General features: G+C 42.9%; 12 protein-coding genes. 6 read left to right on the forward strand and 6 right to left on the reverse strand.

Translation table 11 applies throughout. From position 1 onward, the window contains the following. Positions 1 to 159 precede the first annotated feature (159 nt). Genes AB5123_RS07575 through AB5123_RS07595 form a run of 5 tightly spaced genes read left to right on the forward strand, consistent with a single transcriptional unit; the run spans position 160 to position 9,854 of the window. Complete coding sequence (locus tag AB5123_RS07575; RefSeq protein WP_022288208.1) at positions 160 to 1,266, forward strand: AAA family ATPase; 1,107 nt, start codon at positions 160 to 162, stop codon at positions 1,264 to 1,266. Beyond that, on the forward strand, positions 1,227 to 3,623 hold the full coding sequence (locus AB5123_RS07580) for a DUF5682 family protein (RefSeq protein WP_368364658.1): 2,397 nt from the start codon (positions 1,227 to 1,229) through the stop codon (positions 3,621 to 3,623). The genes AB5123_RS07575 and AB5123_RS07580 overlap by 40 nt, the downstream gene beginning before the upstream one ends. Beyond that, the gene (locus AB5123_RS07585) at positions 3,620 to 4,762 is read left to right on the forward strand and encodes a VWA domain-containing protein (RefSeq protein ID WP_278946213.1); all 1,143 of its coding nucleotides are present in this window, start codon (positions 3,620 to 3,622) and stop codon (positions 4,760 to 4,762) included. The genes AB5123_RS07580 and AB5123_RS07585 overlap by 4 nt, the downstream gene beginning before the upstream one ends. An 11-nt stretch (positions 4,763 to 4,773) precedes the next feature. Further along, positions 4,774 to 6,504, forward strand: coding sequence for a hypothetical protein (locus AB5123_RS07590; RefSeq protein ID WP_368364659.1), 1,731 nt, complete (start codon positions 4,774 to 4,776; stop codon positions 6,502 to 6,504). Next, entirely contained in the window at positions 6,501 to 9,854 is a 3,354-nt protein-coding gene (locus AB5123_RS07595) for a DUF4132 domain-containing protein (protein WP_368364660.1), read from the forward strand. The genes AB5123_RS07590 and AB5123_RS07595 overlap by 4 nt, the downstream gene beginning before the upstream one ends. A gap of 44 nt (positions 9,855 to 9,898) precedes the next feature. Here AB5123_RS07595 and AB5123_RS07600 read toward each other — a convergent pair whose 3' ends face one another. The 6 genes from AB5123_RS07600 to AB5123_RS07625 all read right to left on the reverse strand — a co-directional run bounded on the left by AB5123_RS07600 (position 9,899) and on the right by AB5123_RS07625 (position 17,345). Beyond that, positions 9,899 to 11,266: an MATE family efflux transporter gene (locus tag AB5123_RS07600; RefSeq protein WP_337812289.1), complete on the reverse strand. Its 1,368-nt coding sequence runs from the start codon at positions 11,264 to 11,266 to the stop codon at positions 9,899 to 9,901. A 199-nt stretch (positions 11,267 to 11,465) separates the two neighbouring features. Then, positions 11,466 to 12,560 carry a redox-regulated ATPase YchF gene (gene ychF / locus AB5123_RS07605; protein WP_368364661.1) on the reverse strand — a complete coding sequence of 365 codons (1,095 nt, stop codon included), beginning with the start codon at positions 12,558 to 12,560 and terminating at the stop codon, positions 11,466 to 11,468. Between the two features lie 18 nt (positions 12,561 to 12,578). Then, positions 12,579 to 12,836, reverse strand: a complete 258-nt coding sequence (locus tag AB5123_RS07610) for a hypothetical protein (RefSeq protein ID WP_195220347.1) — start codon at positions 12,834 to 12,836, stop codon at positions 12,579 to 12,581. A 14-nt stretch (positions 12,837 to 12,850) separates the two neighbouring features. Continuing rightward, positions 12,851 to 15,658 carry an FtsX-like permease family protein gene (locus AB5123_RS07615; protein WP_368364662.1) on the reverse strand — a complete coding sequence of 936 codons (2,808 nt, stop codon included), beginning with the start codon at positions 15,656 to 15,658 and terminating at the stop codon, positions 12,851 to 12,853. Positions 15,659 to 15,680: 22 nt separating this feature from the next. Beyond that, a complete protein-coding gene (locus AB5123_RS07620) occupies positions 15,681 to 16,145 on the reverse strand; it encodes a hypothetical protein (protein WP_195220344.1) in 465 nt (154 codons plus the stop codon). Positions 16,146 to 16,151: 6 nt separating this feature from the next. After that, positions 16,152 to 17,345: a PLP-dependent aminotransferase family protein gene (locus AB5123_RS07625; RefSeq protein ID WP_022288218.1), complete on the reverse strand. Its 1,194-nt coding sequence runs from the start codon at positions 17,343 to 17,345 to the stop codon at positions 16,152 to 16,154. Positions 17,346 to 17,568: 223 nt separating this feature from the next. On the opposite strand from AB5123_RS07625, the gene AB5123_RS07630 reads away from it, so the two are divergent. Next, positions 17,569 to 19,281, forward strand: a complete 1,713-nt coding sequence (locus tag AB5123_RS07630; RefSeq protein ID WP_278634765.1) for a polysaccharide biosynthesis protein — start codon at positions 17,569 to 17,571, stop codon at positions 19,279 to 19,281. Positions 19,282 to 19,337 lie beyond the last annotated feature (56 nt).

Here is a 19,337-nt window from a genome sequence, read left to right on the forward strand (position 1 = left end):
AATTAGACTTTTTTCTTACTTCTAGTTTAGTCTATTTGGTGTTCGTTGGGTAGGGTGGGAGATTATTTGGCGGGGACGAATATCCACCTGCTTATTGTAAATAACAACAAAATATGATATAATTATTACTGATAAATTAACTTTTAGGAGATAACTGCTATGACGAATGAATACATAAAACCGCCCGTTGAAATACGCTACAAAAATGAACTTGACGCCTTAAAAAGTGTTGATATTGGCAAAAAGCCTGAAAATTGGGTGCTGTCGCCAAAGGCTGTGCGAACATTTATATTAGGCGGAATCATCAAAACTGCCGATGGTAAAATGCAGATAAAGCGTAAATTCTATGGCAATGACGCACTTGTTGAGCGCTGTATAATCACCCTCGCTGGAAACCGCGGACTTATGCTGGTGGGTGAGCCAGGCACTGCTAAAACTATGCTCTCTGAGCTTCTCTCTGCTGCCTGCTGTGGCATAAGCACAAACACAGTTCAGGGTACGGCTGGAACTACCGAGGATATGATAAAATATAGCTGGAACTATGCCATGCTTCTTTCAAAAGGTCCTTGCCGTGAAGCCCTTGTGCCTGCTCCCCTGCTCATAGGCATGGAACAAGGCATTTTCGCACGATTTGAGGAAATAACTCGTACCCCTGCTGAGATCCAAGATAGCCTTATTTCTGTAATGAGCGACCAGATACTCAATATCCCTGAGCTTGAAAACGAAGGACTTGTTTTCGCCAAGCAAGGATTTAATATAATCGGTACTGCAAACACCCGTGATAAGGGCGTAAATGAAATGTCAGGTGCTTTGAAAAGACGTTTCAATTTTGAGACTGTCGAGCCTGTTCGTGACGTAAGGCTCGAAAAAGAGATCATTATCCGTGAAGCACAAGACCTTGCAAAAACAGGTCATATCGACCAGCCTATAGACACTGACGCTGCTGAACTTCTTGCTGTCACATATCATGAGCTTCGTGAGGGCGTTACCTCAGAGGGAACAAAGCTTGAAAAACCAAACGCCGTTATGAGTACAGCCGAAGCTGTGTCCGTTTTCTATCAAACTATGAGCAGTGCATATTATTATGGTGACGGAAAAACTGATCTCAAAGAGCTTACGCAGAATCTTTTAGGAGCAGTTTGTAAGGAAAACAAAGACGACCTTGAAAAGCTCAAAAGCTATTTCAGGATCGCTGTTAAGGAAAAAAGTGCAAGTGAGGGAGGCATATGGACAGAATATCTGGATACAGCCAAGTATCTGAAATAATATCTTTTGACTATTCTCAGCCATTTCTGCTTTTTCCTGTAAGACACCACAGCCCTGTCTGCTCGTGGCAGCTCATCAGAGCAATTAAAGAATATCAGCCCGATGTCATACTTATAGAGGGTCCTGAAAATGCCAATGATATGATAGGTGTGTTGACGGACGAGAGAACTAAGCTCCCTGCGGCTTTCTATTATTACTACAAGGACAGAAAAAAGCTTATCAGTGATGAAGCCGAGGACTATAAATGCTACTACCCTTTTATCTATGCTTCACCTGAGTATAACGCTCTGAAAACAGCCGCAGCCATGGGGATAGAAGCACGCTTTATAGATCTTCCCTACAGCGAGATACTTATTACCACAGCCGTAAATAAAGGCCTTCGCAGTAATAAGGACAAGCACAGCTACACTGATGACAGCAGACTTATATACAGCAAATTCTGCAAAAAGCTTTGCGAGAAAACAGATCTAAGGACCTTTGAAGAGTTCTGGGAGAAATATTTTGAGATAGAGGGACTCAGACTATCTGTACAAGATTTTGTACAGCAAATGTACACCTACTGCATTATCACACGAAATGACGAAACACAAGATGATCTTGCGGCAGACGGCACTCTTGCAAGAGAAAACCATATGGCTCTGCGTATCAAAGAAGCACTTAAAGATAACAAAAAAGTCCTTGCTGTAACAGGTGGATTCCACAGTTTGGGACTTTATGAGCTTTTGAAAAGTGATAATATCCAAAAAGAAAAGCTTCACAAGCTCTCTCAAAAAGATGAGGGCTGTTTCCCCGTAGCTTATTCTTATGAAGCAGCAGACGCTCTCAGTGGATATGCCTCTGGTATCCAGCGTCCTTATTTTTATGATTGCGTGATGAACAAGCTAATTCACTGCGATGACCCGGCAGGTGTTTACAGCGACACAGTTCTTGACCTGCTCATAGGTACAGTGAGAGCCTGTGATAAACATGATATCCCAGTGTCAATGGCTGACGCTTCCGCAGCGCAGTCTATGATGAGTGGACTTGCCGCACTTCGTGGCTGTCATGAATGTGGACTTTACGAGCTTGAGGACGCCATAACCTCGTCATTTATCAAGGGAGAGAAAACAATATCCTCCGCCCTGCCTATCGACCTTATGCACAAACTTGCCACAGGCGACAAGACAGGTCATATAGGTGATATAAACCACGTTTCTCCGCTTATCGCTGATTTTGAAGAACAGTGTAAAAGGTTTCGACTTAAAATAAAAACAGTAACCCCTAATAAGACGGAAGTTTCACTTTTTACCACTGCAAACGGCATGGAACTAAGCAGATTTTTCCATAGAATGGTGTTTCTAGGCACAGACTTTGCCCAGCGAACAAAAGGACCTGATTTGCATAGGCGAAAAGACAGAAGCCGTGTCCGTGAAGAATGGGTATACAAAAAAGTTCCTGCCACAGACGTTGCTCTCATAGACCATACTGCCGACGGCTTCACCATTGAAGAAGCCTGCCGCACCTGTGCTTCAAGAACACTTCGCCATGAAAAGCACTGTGATGTTGCGGCGCATATCCTTGTGGACTGCTTCCAAATGGGCTTAGAACTCTCTGAAGATGACAAGGCTTGTGTCGAGAACATTCTTAACTCAGACGGTGACTTTTTCTCTGTAGGCAGAGGTCTAAGGCATTTTATCACTCTTATGGAACTCCAACAGCTTTATAATACCGAGTTTTCCGCCGCAGAAAATTGTGCAAAGCGGTGCATGACAAGGATAATCACAGCACTGCCTGATATGGCGTCGGTGAAAGACGACCACATTGCAGAATGTGCAGCGATAATGTACGCAATGCAGAAAGCTGTCACTGACGGCTTTAGAGAATATCGTCAGGACTATGAAAACGCCCTGCTTTCCCTCTGCGGTAAATCTGATAAAGACCCATTTGTTTACGGCACAGCACTTGGCATACTTTATGCCTTTGACCCCCACCGCCGCAAGCTTGCTGAACAGGCAATGTCAAGCTATCTCAAAGGCGACAGGAATGTTCAGATACAAGGAGCGGAGTTTCTTCACGGACTTTTCAATGCCGCCCGTGATATCATCATGACGGACGATTCTTTCATCAGAATGACAGACACGCTTATCTGCGGACTTGACTATGACGATTTTATAGAGATACTTCCCTCCATGAAGCTTGCTTTCAGTTGTTTCACACCCTATGAAATACAGCAAACAGCCACCGCTGTCGCAAAGCTTTATGACGCTGACAGTGCTGAGCTTCTTACGGAAAAACCTATGAACGAAAGGCTATATAGCTTCGGTTGGGAAATAGATAAAGAGATAGTTAAACTTTTGTCTGAGGAGGAAAAGCCATGACAGATGAAAACAAAGCCATATCCGTCAACCGCTGGCGGCTCGTGCTGGGCGGAATGTCTGACAAAAGCCTTTCCTTTACCGGTGACAAAGCAGAGATAACAACGTTTCAGGATATGGAAAAGCTACTCGATTATCTCTATAGCCGTGCGCAAGGTGACGATGTAAGAAACGAGAACAACAGGCAAGGCGGCCAGGGTGGCAGTGTGCTAAACGCCGCAGAATGGATAACAAAAGTCAGAACGCTTTTTCCAAAGCAGACCGCCGATGTGCTTGAACGTCAAGCTTTGGAAAGGTTCAACATGACCGAGCTTCTTACCGATAAAAAGGTTCTTGAAGAAATGAAGCCTGATATAGCGCTGCTTAAAACTATCATTCAGCTCAAACATCTCATGAACGGCGAGGTGTTGCAGGCGGCTGTAAAAATAGCAAAACAGGTGGCAGACGATATCAAACAAAAGCTTGATATGACCATAAAGCGAAGCCTTACAGGCAGGCTTGATAAAAACACATCGTCAGTTATGAAATGCTCTGCAAACCTCGATTTCAAAAAGACTATCCGCCGAAACCTGAAAAACTATGACAAAGCAAGCAACCAGCTTATACTGAAAGATATCTATTTCAGTGGACGTGTGAAAAAGCATAACAAAAAGCGCATTATCATAGCCATAGACGAAAGCGGTTCAATGCTCGGTTCAGTCATCTATAGTGCAGTAATGGCGCAGATAATTTCCGAACTGCCATTTGCAGAGGTGAAGCTCATCATATTTGATACAAGCATCGTTGACCTCTCAGACCATGCAGACGACCCTGCTCAGACAATAATGAGCGTTCAGCTTGGGGGAGGAACGGATATTGCAAAAGCCCTTACCTACTGCGAAAGCCTTATCATTACGCCCCGTGACACTTGCGTTATCGTGGTAACAGACCTCTACGAGGGTGGCAGTGAAGCACAGCTTATGAACGTCAGCAAAAATATAATCACAAGCGGCGCACATCTCTCATTCCTTACCGCCCTTGATGAAAATGCCGACCCTGCCTATGACAAGGCAACAGGTCAGAAGCTTGCAGATATGGGCTCATTCGTTGGCGGTCTTACCCCTGATAAGCTTGGGGATTACATCGGAAAAATATTTGCATAGGAGATGACATCTTGGACGTGATCGATAAACAGCTTGACATTGCAAACGAACAAACGCTTATTGAGCTTTCAAACAAGGGCATTTACAAACGTGCGTTGAAGGAATCCAAAAACATGACCCTTTCGGCTGAAAAAATCCATGAATGTTACATAGTAAAATTAGACGGTGAAACCTGCACCATAAAATCACCACTTGATGAAAGTCAATGCAGTTGTGTTTCAAGAGGAATGTGCAGGCACATTATCACAGCCATACTGCTTTTGAAAGCACAGCTTCCACAGTACGACGGCGAGGATATCACTCCAGAGGTCATAACCTCCGAGCCTGAACAAGCAGAAATTGAACTCCCCGACCAACCTGAAATAAATTCGCTTTCTCAGGATACCCAGAAAAAGATAAAAGAATGTGCCGAACAGTGCATAAAAATAATGTCTGGAATATTTACCCGAGGTCTTGTAAGAGCCGAAGAGAGCGACCCCGATAATTTTGAGCTTGCCGCAGTTTCCTGCCATGCTTTGAGAATGGCTGAGGCAGAAAGACAAATGCGTGAACTTGGCAGCCGACTTAAAGACTGTGTTTCAAGGCGAGCTTCATTCAGTCCACAGGTATTCACTCACAAAATGTTTGAATATGCTGACAGCATGAACAAGCTTATAAAAGCCGACATCACAGAAGAAATGCTCGGCACCTTCCGCAGAGAATACACCGACTATGAGGGGACGCTCCAACTCCTGCCTATAGGCACAAGAAATGTCAGTGGCGAATACACTGGCTGTATCTACTATTTTCTCAATAAAAACAGAACTTCGCCCCAGCGCTTTTTTACCTACAGCGATCTGCGCCCCACTTTCTATGAAAAAAAGCAAAGACGATTTGCCGAAAGCACAACTGTATGGGATCTTGACAGCTCTCTAAACATCTATATGTGCACAGAGCTGAAGCTTGAAAACGCCAAGGTGAGCATGGGGCATTTGTCCTCATCGTCAAAGACCAATGCCATAGGCGCAGGTCCTGCACAGCTAAACTGTTTTGCCCTCCGTGAGCTTATTGTCAGCGATTTCAAAGAGCTTGCGGAAAAGATCTCCGCAAACAAAAGCGACGAGGAGACCGACCGACTTTATTTCGTTCACCCCAAAGAGTGCGTCGCTTCATATTTTGACAAGCACACTCAACAGCAGATTTTTATTATAAAAGACGGCTGTGATAGACAAATATCTGTCACCGCAAAATACACAGCAGAAAATCGTGAATTTATTTCCACGCTTGAAACCATAGGTGGCAAAATGCTAAAAGAAAAGCACAAAAACTACGTCCTGCTGGCTCAGGGGTATATCGACCACGGCAGGCTAACGCTTTTCCCAATAGAGGTCTATGATTTTATTGATCCGCCTGACAATGTTCCTGTACCCGTCGAGAATGATACAGACCAAGACTATGGAATGTGTAGTGAGCTTCTTGACACCACCGAAGAAACCTACAAGAGGATAGTCACGGCAATGGAGTGCGGAGTGAACTCTGTTATTACAGACGAACACGCTCAAAGCATACGCCAATGCGGACTTGAAGAACTTGCAAAACGTTATGAATGCTTCACAAAGCTGTGCGAAAATGCAAGACACACCACCGCAGACAAAAGCCTTGATATCTTCACTGCCGCAGGCAACACAATGCGGTATATCAGACTTTGCACACAAAAATTAGCACTGTTCAGTGCGATAAATAATATGGAGGAGAAAAAATGATCTACAACGAAAGCACCAAAAGCTTTATAAAGCTTGAAACCGCCCTAAAGGAGCTTGGTTTTGACCAGCAGACCATAGACCTTGCCATTGAATATCTTGACATCACAAAGCCAAGAAACAATGACCTGATGAGAAAAATTACAACAAGATACTATCCAAAACTCATGCAGTATAGTTATCGTGAAAAGCTTATCAAAGCTGTAAAAAGTGAGATATCAAATTCAGATAGTGAGGAGCTTAAAGACCGTTATATTATTTTCAGTTCAATGGCAACGGGTCCATATTTCCGATATATGACAGATGCGCTGTCTGGCAATGCCTATATATATTCCGAAAACAAAGCCATGTATATGAAGCCGCTCACTGATTTTTATGGTGAGAACGCAGAAGCAGTCTGGATATCAACCGAGATCTCAAACCGCTCAAATGATTCTATCAGCGTTTTCACTGTAAATCATCCTATCTATTCCGCAGACGATGCCATAAGAACATTCAACTTCGTTAGCCCTGACGATATCATAGCACAGCTTCTCCTGTGCGTTTACGCATTGGACGCAACCGAGCTGCCTAAAAAGAGCCTGCTCGGCAAAACAAAAATTCCTGATACAGCCGAAATTGCCATAAAAAAGCTTTGCGAAGTAGTCGAAAAAAAGCCCAAAACAACTACAGCCGTTTTCTGTCTTTTTCTTGCCGCATATGCAGAAGCGTCATATTTTGTAAAAGAATATCGTGCATTTTTCGATAAAAACATTGTGAAATATTACGACGATCTTACCCAAGGGCTGATATATATGAAGCTTTCCACCACCAGGATATTCGACCTTATCGAAGCTCAACCACAGTGTCTTACAGATAGATACATTCTGCACTTTGTCAAATCACCTGACAAAAATGGGAATTATCCAGCGCAAATGGTAAAGCTCGCAAAAGATCACCCACAGCTTTTCATAGAAACAATGAAAAACGCTCCATTTGACACAGCGATCACAATGGAGAAAATGCTCAAAGCCACCAACCCTAAATATAACGCAGAAGCAATTGGTCTTAAAGCTACCCATCAGGAACGTATCGCCAAACTTATTGCCGAACATTTCAAGCACAGTGACGAGATATACGCATATATCATGGGCAAAGCAGAAATAGACGCGATACTCCCCTTTGCAGACGAAGAAGCCTGCGAGGGCAGACATAAGCAAATGTACTATATTGTTGCATATGGAGAGGACGATTTTATCATCCGCTGTATCGCCGCCCTTTCCATAGGAGCGTCTAAAGATACAAGTGACCCCCTCCAACTTATAGGCAACGATCTTTATTATAACACCGAGTTCATCGTACGTGCAATGGTAAGATCAGGTCTACCGATAGATATAATTATAAGATCCCTTGGCTGGCAGATAGAAAGCTCTTACTGTAAAGAAGCCATCATCAAAAAGATAACCGCTGTCATGCCAGAATTTAAAGACAAAGCCACCATTATCGACGTAAGCAAAATGGCTGTGTCCAGCCGACTTTTGTATATAAGGCTTCTTGATATCGCAGACAGCAACAAGTACAAAGACGAATTTTTTGCCCTTTGTGACGATAACAGCAAGGTAATAAAAGCAGAGCTTGTGAAAGTTATATCCGCCCACAAGGATTGGCACGATGATGTTTGCAAACTTCTTGCTCAGAAAAAATCAACCAAGCGTGAAACTGCACTTATGATAATTGAAAATCAAGGTGCTGACGCCTACCGCACAGAGCTTGAAAAAGCCTATGCCACAGAAAAATCCGACAAACTAAAATCGAAAATATCTGAAATTTTGGGCAGCGAAGCAAAACCTGCCGAAATATCAGATGAAGACCTTGTGACTGCGCTCACCAAAGGCACAAAAAGCAAGAAAGTTCTCTGGCTTTTTGAACAGCCTTTTGCACCTATTCACTTCACCAATGATACAGTCGCAGAGGATATCTATTTGCAGGCTCTCCTGCTTACATATGCAAACGCCAACGAAGGTACTCTGCCACCCGAGGGCAAGGCACTTGCCAAGAAGCTCAAAGCTGATGAGCTTGAAACATTTGCCCTTGAAGTCCTGAGCCGCTGGCTTGAAAAAGGTGCAGAAGCGAAAACAAAGTGGGCAATGTATTTTGCGGCCATTTACGGCGGTGATGAAGCAATAAATTGCCTGACGGATTACATAAAAGAATGGTCGAAACAGTCATTAAATATGCGTGTTGCCCTTGCGGTTAAAGCCGTCAATGCCGTAGCTCTGAACGGCAGTTCCTATGCACTTATGACTGTAGACAATATTTCAAGAAAATATAAGAGCCGTGCGGTCAGAGCTGCCGCAGTTGACGCACTTGCCAATGCCGCTAAACAGCTTGGCTTGACAACGCAGGAGCTTGCGGACAAGATAGTACCTGACATGGGCTTTGACGAGAAAATGTGCCGCACCTTTGATTTTGGAAGCAGAAAATTCTCCGTTTATCTCACTCCACAGCTTGATATAGAAATATTCGAGGGCGAGAAAAAACTTAAAAATCTCCCTAAAATAGGCGTTAATGACGACCCTGCCCTCGCAGAAAAGGCTACTGCTGATTTCAAGGAAATGAAAAAGCAAATGAAAACTGTTGTTGACGCACAGAAACAGCGTCTTGAATATGTGCTTATGCTTGACCGTAAGTGGACAGCAGCAGCTTGGAAAGCTCTCTTTGTAAAAAATCCTCTCATGCACTGCTTTGCGATAGGTCTTATATGGGGTATTTACGAAAATGGCTGTCTTAAAACTTCGTTCCGTTATCTTGACGACGGCAGCTTTACAAACTCAGATGATGATGAGATAGAGCTGTCCGAGGTTATGCAGATAGGGCTTGTTCACCCGCTGGAGCTTACTGAACATGAAAAAGAAGCTTGGCTGGAACAGCTTGATGATTACAAGATAATACAGCCATTTGACCAGCTAAGAAGAAAGGTATACAAAGTAGCGGAAATCGATAAGAATAAGACCGCCTGCGAGATCTTCAAGAATACCGAGATAACGAACACCACTCTAGTCAACCGCATGACCAAAGCAGGCTGGTATAAGGGTCAGGCACAGGACGCAGGCTTTTTCTATGAGTTCATAAGAAATGATATCTCAGGCAAGGAGAAAGATCCCGACGGCAAGCTCATCAACATAGGCATGACCGCCGAGCTTAAATTCTCAGGAACATACATTGGCTATTACGAGATAGAGGACGTGACCGTGGAAGAGCTTTACTTCCGACTTCCCGATGCTGCATACAATGACAACATGAAACTTGGCGATGTCAATCCAAGATACTACAGCGAAGTTGTCTTACAACTTAAAAAAGCTATAAACAAGTAGGCATAACAAAAGGCAGTTCTGATTTTTTCAGAGCTGCCTTTTACTTATTTATTTTCCACAGGAAGTCCGTGATCTCCTGCAATGTGTCTGCCTGCCCTGTTCACACAATATATGCAAACAGGAACTATGTACAAGCAAGCCGCTATCCATGCCGCCTGATCTGTGAAGCAGATTGCAAGATAACCGAATTTCGGCACAAATATCATACTTACAGAAATTCGAGCTATCATTTCCGTCACTCCTGAGAATATAGCAAGTCCAGAATATCCAAGACCCTGCGTACACATTCTGCAAGTGTTGAGTATACCTAGCGTCCAATAGAAAAAGCCTGCATAGAAAAGATATTTGGCTGAAGCAGTAAGCACTGCTGCGTCTGACTTATTCACAAAGATAAGCGAAAGCTCTCTGCCGAAGAATATAAGTACAATACCGGCTATTACTCCATATGTCATGCCAACGCCAACTCCAATGCGTATACCCTTTTTGATACGCTTGAGATTTCCTGCACCGAGATTTTGGCTTGCAAAAACAGATGCACCTGTTGCAAAAGCGTCATAAGGACACATTGTGAACTGCTTTATCCTTGCCCCAGCAGTGAATCCTGACACATAAATGCTTCCAAGCTTGTTGTTAGCCGACTGCATGACCATTGAGCCGATAGCCGTTATGGAATATTGAAGTCCCATAGAAAAGCCCATTATTATAAGGTTCAGCACCGCAGGCTTTGACATCACTCTGTCCTCTTTGGTAAGTTTCAGCACGCTGACCTTTTTCATAATAAATACAGCACATAGTATTCCACTTATCGCCTGCGCAACGACCGTAGCGATAGCCGCACCCATGCAGCCCCACCTGAACACGATAACACACACAAGGTCAAGAGCAATGTTCAAAACCGTTGATATAGCAAGAAATACAAATGGCGTTTTGCTGTCGCCAACAGAACGCAATACGCTTGAAAGCAGGTTATACAAAAGTGTGAACGGTATGCCAAGAAATATCACCAGAAGATATTTATATGCGTCATCAAAAATATTCGATGGAGTTGAAAGAAGCTTCAATATCTCACTACAAAGCACCGCACAAACTGTAGTCAACACAAACGCAGTAACGGCGGTTATAACAATAGAATTGTAAAAATACTGTTTCAGCTTTTTTATGTCCCCTGCTCCGAAATGCCTTGCAATAGGCACGCCAAAGCCGCAGGCTGTTCCCATGCAGAAACCAAGCACCAAAAACTGCACACTGCTTGAAGCTCCGACACTTGCAAGAGCGTCAGAACCAAGAAATCTTCCCACGATGGCAGCGTCAATAAGATTGTATGTCTGCTGCAACAAATTTCCTAAAAGCAGAGGAAGCGCAAAGCTCATTATAAGCTTGAACGGACTGCCCGTTGTCATGTTTTTTGTCATTACTTTTCCTCCAAAAATCTAACTATCACATTTATCATCTTTAATTTTTACTATCACATTCTATCATCAATATATGAAAAAATCTATAACACAAATTAAATTTACTTTTGTGATTTTAAACAAATATAATAACAAAAAACATACATATTGCACATAAAAAGGCAAGCATATTTCAGCCTGCCTTTGTGTAGCTTACGCTTTATACGTTAAATCTGAACAGAACGATATCGCCGTCCTGCATAACGTAATCCTTACCCTCAAGACGAACAAGACCCTTTTCCTTAGCCGCCGTCATAGAGCCACAGCTCATAAGATCGTCAAATGAAACAACTTCAGCTCTGATGAATCCCTTTTCAAAGTCAGTGTGAATCTTTCCTGCCGCCTGCGGAGCTTTTGTGCCCTTTTTGATAGTCCAAGCTCTTACCTCAGGTTCGCCTGCTGTCAGGTATGAAATAAGACCAAGAAGCGAATAGCCCTCCTTGATTATTCTGTTAAGACCTGAAGTTTCAAGACCGAGGTCTGCAAGGAACATTTCCTTGTCCTCATCGTCCATGTCAGATATCTCAGCCTCTATCTGCGCGCATATCGGAAACACAGCCGAGCCTTCGGCTTTTGCAATCTCGCAAACTTCCTTGTAATGCTCGTTGCTTTCGATATTGTTTCTGAAATCATCTTCGCAAAGGTTAGCCGCATAGATAACAGGCTTAAGTGAAAGAAGCGGTGTTTCTTTAAGTATCTCCAGCTCGTCCTCTGTCATGTCATAAGAACGTGCAGGCTTGCCGCTTTCAAGATGCTCTTTGAGCTTTTCAAGGAACTCTACAGCAGAAGCAAGAGATTTGTCGCCTTTCATTGCCTTTTTAGTTCTGTCAAGCTTTCTCTCGATAAGCTCAACGTCTGAGAAAATAAGTTCAAGGTCGATAGTTTCAATATCTCTGCGAGGATTGATAGAGCCGTCAACATGAATGATGTTAGGGTCGTCAAAACATCTTACAACGTGAACGATAGCGTCCACCTCTCTTATGTTTGAAAGAAATTTGTTTCCAAGTCCCTCGCCCTTTGAAGCACCCTTTACAAGACCTGCAATGTCAACAAATTCAAGTGTTGCAGGAGTAAACTTTACAGGGTGATACATCTCAGCCAGCTTGTCAAGTCTTTCATCAGGCACCGAAACAATGCCCACATTCGGTTCGATCGTGCAAAACGGATAGTTCGCAGATTCTGCACTCGCATTTGTGAGTGCATTAAAAAGTGTTGATTTTCCTACGTTAGGAAGTCCTACCATGCCAAGTTTCATATCAATATACGCCTTTCGTTAAAATTTTACGCCATCATGGTCAAAATCATCTTCATCATCATCAAAGTCATAATCATCATAATACTCGTCTGGGTCAAAATGATCATTACAGCCACCCTTGTCTATCTTGTTGTTACAACCGATAGTAACGCCTTTCTTGATAGGCGAAACAAACAGACCAATTATAACGCCAAGGAGAAAAAGTGCAAGACCTTTCCAAAAATAGCTTACTGTGCAGTTATTTTCAGTATCGCAGTTTTCTTCAAAAATATCCATAATAATACCTCCGTCTATTCTACTGATTTTAAAGATTCTACCATATCTATCTTTTTAAGCTTGAAATGAAGAACCAAATTAACTATAAATGCAAATGCCAATGTGAGCAATGCACCAAGCACATACGCCCACCAAACAAGCTGTCTGTTGAACAGCACAAGATCGACCTCAGAAGTTATCACAACAAAATAGTGCAGTATCTTTCCTGCCGCAAGACCTACGATAATGCCCACAAGCGTCGATATCAGATTTTCTCTGTAAATATACGCTGAAGTCTCACCGTCATAGAATCCAAGCACTTTTATTGTCGCTATCTCACGAACACGCTCAGTTATGTTTATGTTTGCCAAATTGTAAAGCACCACAAACGCCAAGCCTCCCGCGCAAACGATGAGCAAAATAACAATAGCGTCAAGGCTGTCCACAGAATTAAGGAAACCTCTGCTTGAATCATTTTTAAAGCTTATTCCATAAAACTCGTCATTTGAAATAAGCTGTTCCTTGAAAGAGTTTTCATCAGTGTCTTTCTTTAGGTCAATAAAAGAAAGATTATAAACAGGCTTCTCACCGTATACACTTTCAAAATCATCAGGAGTGATGTAAATATAATGCAAAGCATAGTTCTTGCTTACTCCGCCTATCTTGAACTCTTTCTCCTCATGACCACTGAGCTTTATAGTAATAGTGTCACCCGTTTTCAGATCAAGAAGCTTTGCAAGCTTTTGTGTTATGATAACAGAACCGCTTTTCACTTCAAGGTTTGATCCATTCTCAGCAGATACAAGATCGATATAATCTCCCATATTTTCAGGAGCTTTCGGCACGATCATAGAAACAGACTGGTTTTCACTTTCATTTTCTGCAATGCCATCTGTACTCTGCATAAGCATAGATTTGTCTACCTGTGTGATACTGCTTATCTTGTCCTCCAATTGTTTCTCGTCAAAATCAGCTGAATTAAGTACCGCGATCCCATCATACAGAAATATCTCATTGAATTGCTTTTCGGCAATAGTCTTTATAGAATATTTCAAACCAAAACCCGTGACTATCAGCGCCGTACAGCCTGCCACTCCCACGATTGTCATAAAGAAACGCTTTTTATATCTCAGCAAATTTCTCACAGTGACCTTTGCAAGAAAGTCAAGCCGATTCCATATAAAATCCACACGCTCTAGCAAAACACGCCTGCCATTCTGCGGTGGCTTTGGACGCATAAGCTGTGACGGCTGCGACTTTAGTTCTTTCATGCAGGCATAAAGCACCGCCGAGCAAGTGCAAATAACCGACACCACCAAGCAAAGCGCCATATAAACAGGCTTGAACGGCGTGTCAATATCTGGAATGTTATATAAAATATTATAGCAACTATAAATTATCTTCGGAAAGATCTGCAATCCAACAGCAACGCCTATGCAGCTTCCTGCTGATGCCGCTGTTGCTGCATAGAAAAGATACTTTCCAGCTATTCTTGCCCCACTGTATCCTAAAGCCTTGTATGTACCTATCTGCGTTCTCTGTTCCTCTACCATTCTAGTCATTGTGGTCAGGCATACAAGCGCCGCCACAAGAATAAAGAACACAGGAAACACCTTTGCGATAGAGTCGACCTTCTGAGCGTCCCCATAAAATGAACTATAATCAGAGCTAGCCTCAAATCTGTCATACTGATAGAATGCAGGCGTTTTAACGGCTTCAAGTTCTTTTTTCGCTCCGGCTATCTCATCTTCTGCCGCCGCAAGCTGACCATTATATTCATCAAAAGCCGCCGTAGTTCCTGTCTTTTTGTCTTCAAGAAGCTTTCCAGCCACTTCTTCAAGCTGTTGTGCTTTTAAAAGCTGTGACCTTGCAAGATACTTTGCACTAGAACCACTCTGTTCAGCCTTATCATAAGCCTCCTGAGCTTCCTCAACCGACTTCTGCGCTGTTGCCAAAAGCTCCGTAAGCTGATTTTCGTCGCAGGCAAGCGCCTGTTTCAAGATGTCAACTTTCTCCTGAGCGACGTCAATACTGTCCTGAGCGTCACTGCTTAGTTTTTCAAACCTTGCGTTCACACTGTCCTCAAAAAACTCCACCGCCTGAACGCTCTTATCTTTCACAGCCTGCTTGTACTCGTCGGAAAACGGGTCAAGCTCGTCAGTGCCTTTGAATTTCACATAAAGCTCAGTGTAATAATCGCACACAAACTCGCTCTCAGGCACAAAAACGTTGCTTACCACAGTTCCGTTGCCCACCGTGGTCGCATCACGCTCATAGCCGATATAAAGCGGTGAAGCCACAATACCAACTATCCTGTATGTGTCAGTTGCCAAAGTATCAGTTATATTTTTTGACGAGTCAGGCTCGTTGATCTTTATCTCTCCGCCCAACTTAAAGGTGTTAGGCGAACTCATTTTTACCTCTACTGCGCACTCGCCTTTTTTTTCAGGAAGCCTGCCCTCTAGTAAAACAGGCTTATCAAGATTATTAGGGCTGTTCTCATCAACAACATTGTTGAAGGACATGAATTTCAGCACAAGGTTTTGATTTTCATGATAATAGAAAACGTCCTTAGAATATCCCGCCATAACGCCCTGAACATCATCAGCTTTTTTCACAGCCTCAACGTCCTCAGACTTAACGCCTATAGACGACATTAACTTAATATCCATAAGTCTGTTATCACTGAAATATTTCTCCGCCGTGTCTATCATATCAGGCATAGTCGCCTTGATACCAGAGAAAAATCCACAGCCAAGAAGAACTATCAGAAAAATAGAGAGAAATCTGCCCAACGAGTGCCTTATCTCTCTGACAGTATCCTTTTTCAATGCACTTTTCATGACAGACCTCCCATTTTTAATATCATTCTTCCCCGTCACTATCCGAAAAATCATCAAGACCTATCCTGCCCGATAGAATAAAATAAACAATCGCCGCAAGGACAAAAACGACAGGAGCAAAAATTATAATAGCTTTTTTAGCCCACTCAACCCCCAACGCTCCCGCAAGCATAAGACCCAGCACTCCTGAGATATCAAAAAACAAGATACAAAAATACGTCCTAAGTGCCGATACCGCAGGTGCAGTGTCCCCATCGGGGTCAGCTTTATCACTGAAAATATTTATCCTGCCTGCTGAAAACACAAGCAGAATAAACACCGTCATAGCAAGAAGACTCAGCACAAGATCCACCACATAAGGCTTTGTCCTGCCTGCCGTCATGCCCACTATCAGCACAAAGCAATCACACCCCATGCAGAACATTAGAGCCGCCGTATTTACCACCGTAAGCACTAGCTGAAAAGGCGTAAAAGGAACTTTTTTCATTTTATCTTAATCGCCGAACATTTCCTTAGAAAGCTTGCCAAGCTTCTCACAGCCGTCGATTATCTGTTTGTCTGTAGGAGTTGAGAAGTTCAATCTGAATGAAGCTGTCTTGTCAGACTCGCTTACCATGAAAGCATTGCCCGGAACAACGGCTACCTTATATTCTGCAACAGCCTTTTTGCAGAAACCAGTCATGTCACTGCCCTCCGGAAGAGTACACCAAATGAACAGACCGCCCTCAGGTCTTGTGAACTTGATCTGTGAAGAGAAATTCTTCTCGATCTGCTCTATCATAAGTTCGAGCTTATGCTTGTAGATCACTCTCAGCGAAGCAAGATGTGCTTCGATATCATTGTCCTTCATGAAGTTGTAAGCCAGCATCTGCGCCCAGATGTTTGTATGTACGTCAGCCACCTGCTTGCAGACAACTATCTTTCCGATTATCTCCTTTGGAGCGGAAATGTAGCCAACTCTGATACCAGGAGCAAGTATCTTCGAGAATGTTCTTGAATACATAACAAGACCGTCCTTGTCCATGCTCTTGATAGACGGGATAGCCTCACCCTTTATTCTCAGGTCACCGTATGGGTTATCTTCAAGTATCATAACGCTGTACTTCTTAGCAAGCTCGTAGATAGCCTTTCTCTTTTCAAGAGAAGTTGTAAGACCAGTAGGATTCTGGAAGTTAGAAATAATGTAGAATACCTTTACCTTGCCTGTAGCGAAAGCCTCTTCAAGCTCTTTCAGGTCAACTCCGTCTTCATGAAGCGTGATACCCTTAAGCTCAACATTGTAAGACTTAAACGCATTAAGTGAGCCTATAAAGCTTGGAGCTTCACAGCAAAGAATGTCGCCTGGGTCGCAGAGAACTTTACAAGCAAGCTCGTTAGCCTGCTGAGCACCGCTTGTGATGATAAGATCATCTCTCTCAGGATCAAATTCACCCTTCTTTTCAAGCTCTTTCTTAAGGAGATCTCTCAGCGGAGTGTATCCCTCTGTAAGGCTGTACTGGAGTGCACCGATAGGATTTTCCTTGAATATCTCTTCTGATATTCTATTAAGCTCGTCCACAGGGAATGCCTCAGGAGAAGGATTGCCTGCTGCAAATGAAATTACCTCTGGGTCAGAAGTAAATTTAAGTATCTCTCTGATAGCAGAAGCCTGCAAATGAGAAACCTTTTCTGAAAACTTATAAGTCATATCTTTTTTACCTCTTTTTCTTAAATATACATAATATGATTATATCACATTTTTCCTATAAAATAAAGTGTTTACGCAAACTTTTTTTAGTATTAGCACCCTAAGCTCTATTTTTGTGCAATTTAAACAACTGCATATCCACCTGACATATGGACAAACCGTAATAAAACCCACCATAACAGCATAAGATCATATAAAAACAAGTCAGAAAGCAGGTTGACAGATGAAAAGACAAGGCTTTATAAAAGGCTCAGCAATATTGCTTGCAATGGTTCTGATAACAAAAATTCTGGGACTTCTCTATAAGATACCTCTTACCAATCTTCTTGGCGGCACAGGCATGGGATATTTCGCTTCAGCATTCTCAGTTTTTACACCAGTTTTCGCCATAGTCGTTTCAGGTATCCCCTCCACCATGGCTCGCCTTACCGCTGAAAACTATGCCCTTGAACGCTTTTCAAATATGCGTCATACCAAGCGAACTGCATTTTTTCTTTTCACGATCATCAGCGCAGCCGCTGCTGCAGTAATGATACTCACCTCAGATTTTCTGTCACGCAATGTAGTCGGCGAGCCAAGTACAAAATATGCTCTCATGTGCGTTGCCCCATCTATTATTTTCTGTACCATTATGTCAGTGGAACGCGGTTACTGCGAGGGCTTGCAGAATATGATACCGACCGCTGTATCAGAAGTGATAGAAACCCTTTTCAAACTTATCCTAGGTCTTGGTTTCGCCTACGGACTAATGTATCATATCTCCGATATATATGATAAAACAGGCATGATATTCGGCACAGCCTATGAAAACTCACGTCAGGCAGCCTCCGCCGCACTTCCATTTATAGCTGCCGCAGCTATCCTAGGTTCGTCCATAGCCTCTGCGATCGCCTGTCTGTATATTCTCATATCAGGCAAGATCAAAGGCGACAGCGTAACAAAGCAAATGCTTCAAAGAGATACCATAACAGACCCCACAGGAGCAACAGCCAAAAAGCTTGTCGTCTGCTGTCTTCCGATCGCACTTATCTCAGTGATAATGACCTTTGCCAACATGATAGATATGCTCACTGTCAATCCGTGTATCAAAACAGCCATGAAAGCTTCTCCACACACATTTGACAGCCTGCTTTCTGATAAGCTCACCACCGATATGCTCCCGAACTTCATTTACGGCTCTTATACTGGTCTTGCAGTGACAGTTTTCGGTCTTGTTCCGACCATCACCGCAATGTTTGGCAAAAGCATACTCCCCTCACTTGCCGAAAGCTGTGCCAAAAACGATAAAAAAGCCATGCAGTCAGGCCTTACAAAAATGCTCATCGTCACCAGTATCATAGCCATACCCGCAGGCATGGGCATCGCAGTTTTGTCAGAACCTATCCTGCGTTTTCTTTTTGGAGGCCGTGAAACTGAGATACAGGTCTGCATAATGCCAATGTCCATACTAGGAATAGCAGTAATATTCCTTGCCATAGCAACTCCCTGCTTTGCTATCCTGCAAACTCTGGGAAAACCTCACAAAGCCATAATAATTATGTTGGCAGGTGGAATTATCAAGCTATTTCTGAACATTATACTTATAAGACAGCCCATAATAAATATATCAGGAGCAGCTATTTCTACTCTTGTATCAGAGGTTTTCATATGCGTCCTATCCGTACGCTCAGTTTGCAAAATGACGGATCTAAAACCAAAAGTGAGCGAAATTTTCGTAAAGCCCACCTACGCCGCTATTATGTGCAGTGTGACAGCCATTTTGTCACACGAAACACTTACGAAAATAGCCCATTTGCAAATAAATCATAGATTTGTGACCCTTTTTTCTATAGGAATTGGTAGCACAATGTACTTTTTTTGTTTATATTTATTGTGCGAAACGCCGAAAAATATTGTAAATTGCATATTTTCAAAAAAAAATCCGCAAAACCCTTGAAATTTTGAGCAAAATGGTTTATTATTAATAAGCACCCTTTTGGAAAGGTAATGATG

The sequence above is a fragment of the Ruminococcus sp. RTP21204st1_B2_RTP21204_210225 genome (assembly GCF_040914135.1).
GTDB classification, from domain to species: Bacteria; Bacillota; Clostridia; order Oscillospirales; family Ruminococcaceae; genus Hominimerdicola; species Hominimerdicola aceti.

Bases quoted from the DNA above. Each gene is read 5' to 3' on its own strand.
- AB5123_RS07575 (WP_022288208.1), top strand. From the start codon at position 160: ATGACGAATGAATACATAAAACCGCCCGTTGAAATACGCTACAAAAAT.
- AB5123_RS07580 (WP_368364658.1), top strand. From the start codon at position 1,227: ATGGACAGAATATCTGGATACAGCCAAGTATCTGAAATAATATCTTTT.
- AB5123_RS07585 (WP_278946213.1), top strand. From the start codon at position 3,620: ATGACAGATGAAAACAAAGCCATATCCGTCAACCGCTGGCGGCTCGTG.
- AB5123_RS07595 (WP_368364660.1), top strand. From the start codon at position 6,501: ATGATCTACAACGAAAGCACCAAAAGCTTTATAAAGCTTGAAACCGCC.
- AB5123_RS07600 (WP_337812289.1), bottom strand. From the start codon at position 11,266: ATGACAAAAAACATGACAACGGGCAGTCCGTTCAAGCTTATAATGAGC.
- ychF (WP_368364661.1), bottom strand. From the start codon at position 12,560: ATGAAACTTGGCATGGTAGGACTTCCTAACGTAGGAAAATCAACACTT.
- AB5123_RS07610 (WP_195220347.1), bottom strand. From the start codon at position 12,836: ATGGATATTTTTGAAGAAAACTGCGATACTGAAAATAACTGCACAGTA.
- AB5123_RS07615 (WP_368364662.1), bottom strand. From the start codon at position 15,658: ATGAAAAGTGCATTGAAAAAGGATACTGTCAGAGAGATAAGGCACTCG.
- AB5123_RS07620 (WP_195220344.1), bottom strand. From the start codon at position 16,145: ATGAAAAAAGTTCCTTTTACGCCTTTTCAGCTAGTGCTTACGGTGGTA.
- AB5123_RS07625 (WP_022288218.1), bottom strand. From the start codon at position 17,345: ATGACTTATAAGTTTTCAGAAAAGGTTTCTCATTTGCAGGCTTCTGCT.
- AB5123_RS07630 (WP_278634765.1), top strand. From the start codon at position 17,569: ATGAAAAGACAAGGCTTTATAAAAGGCTCAGCAATATTGCTTGCAATG.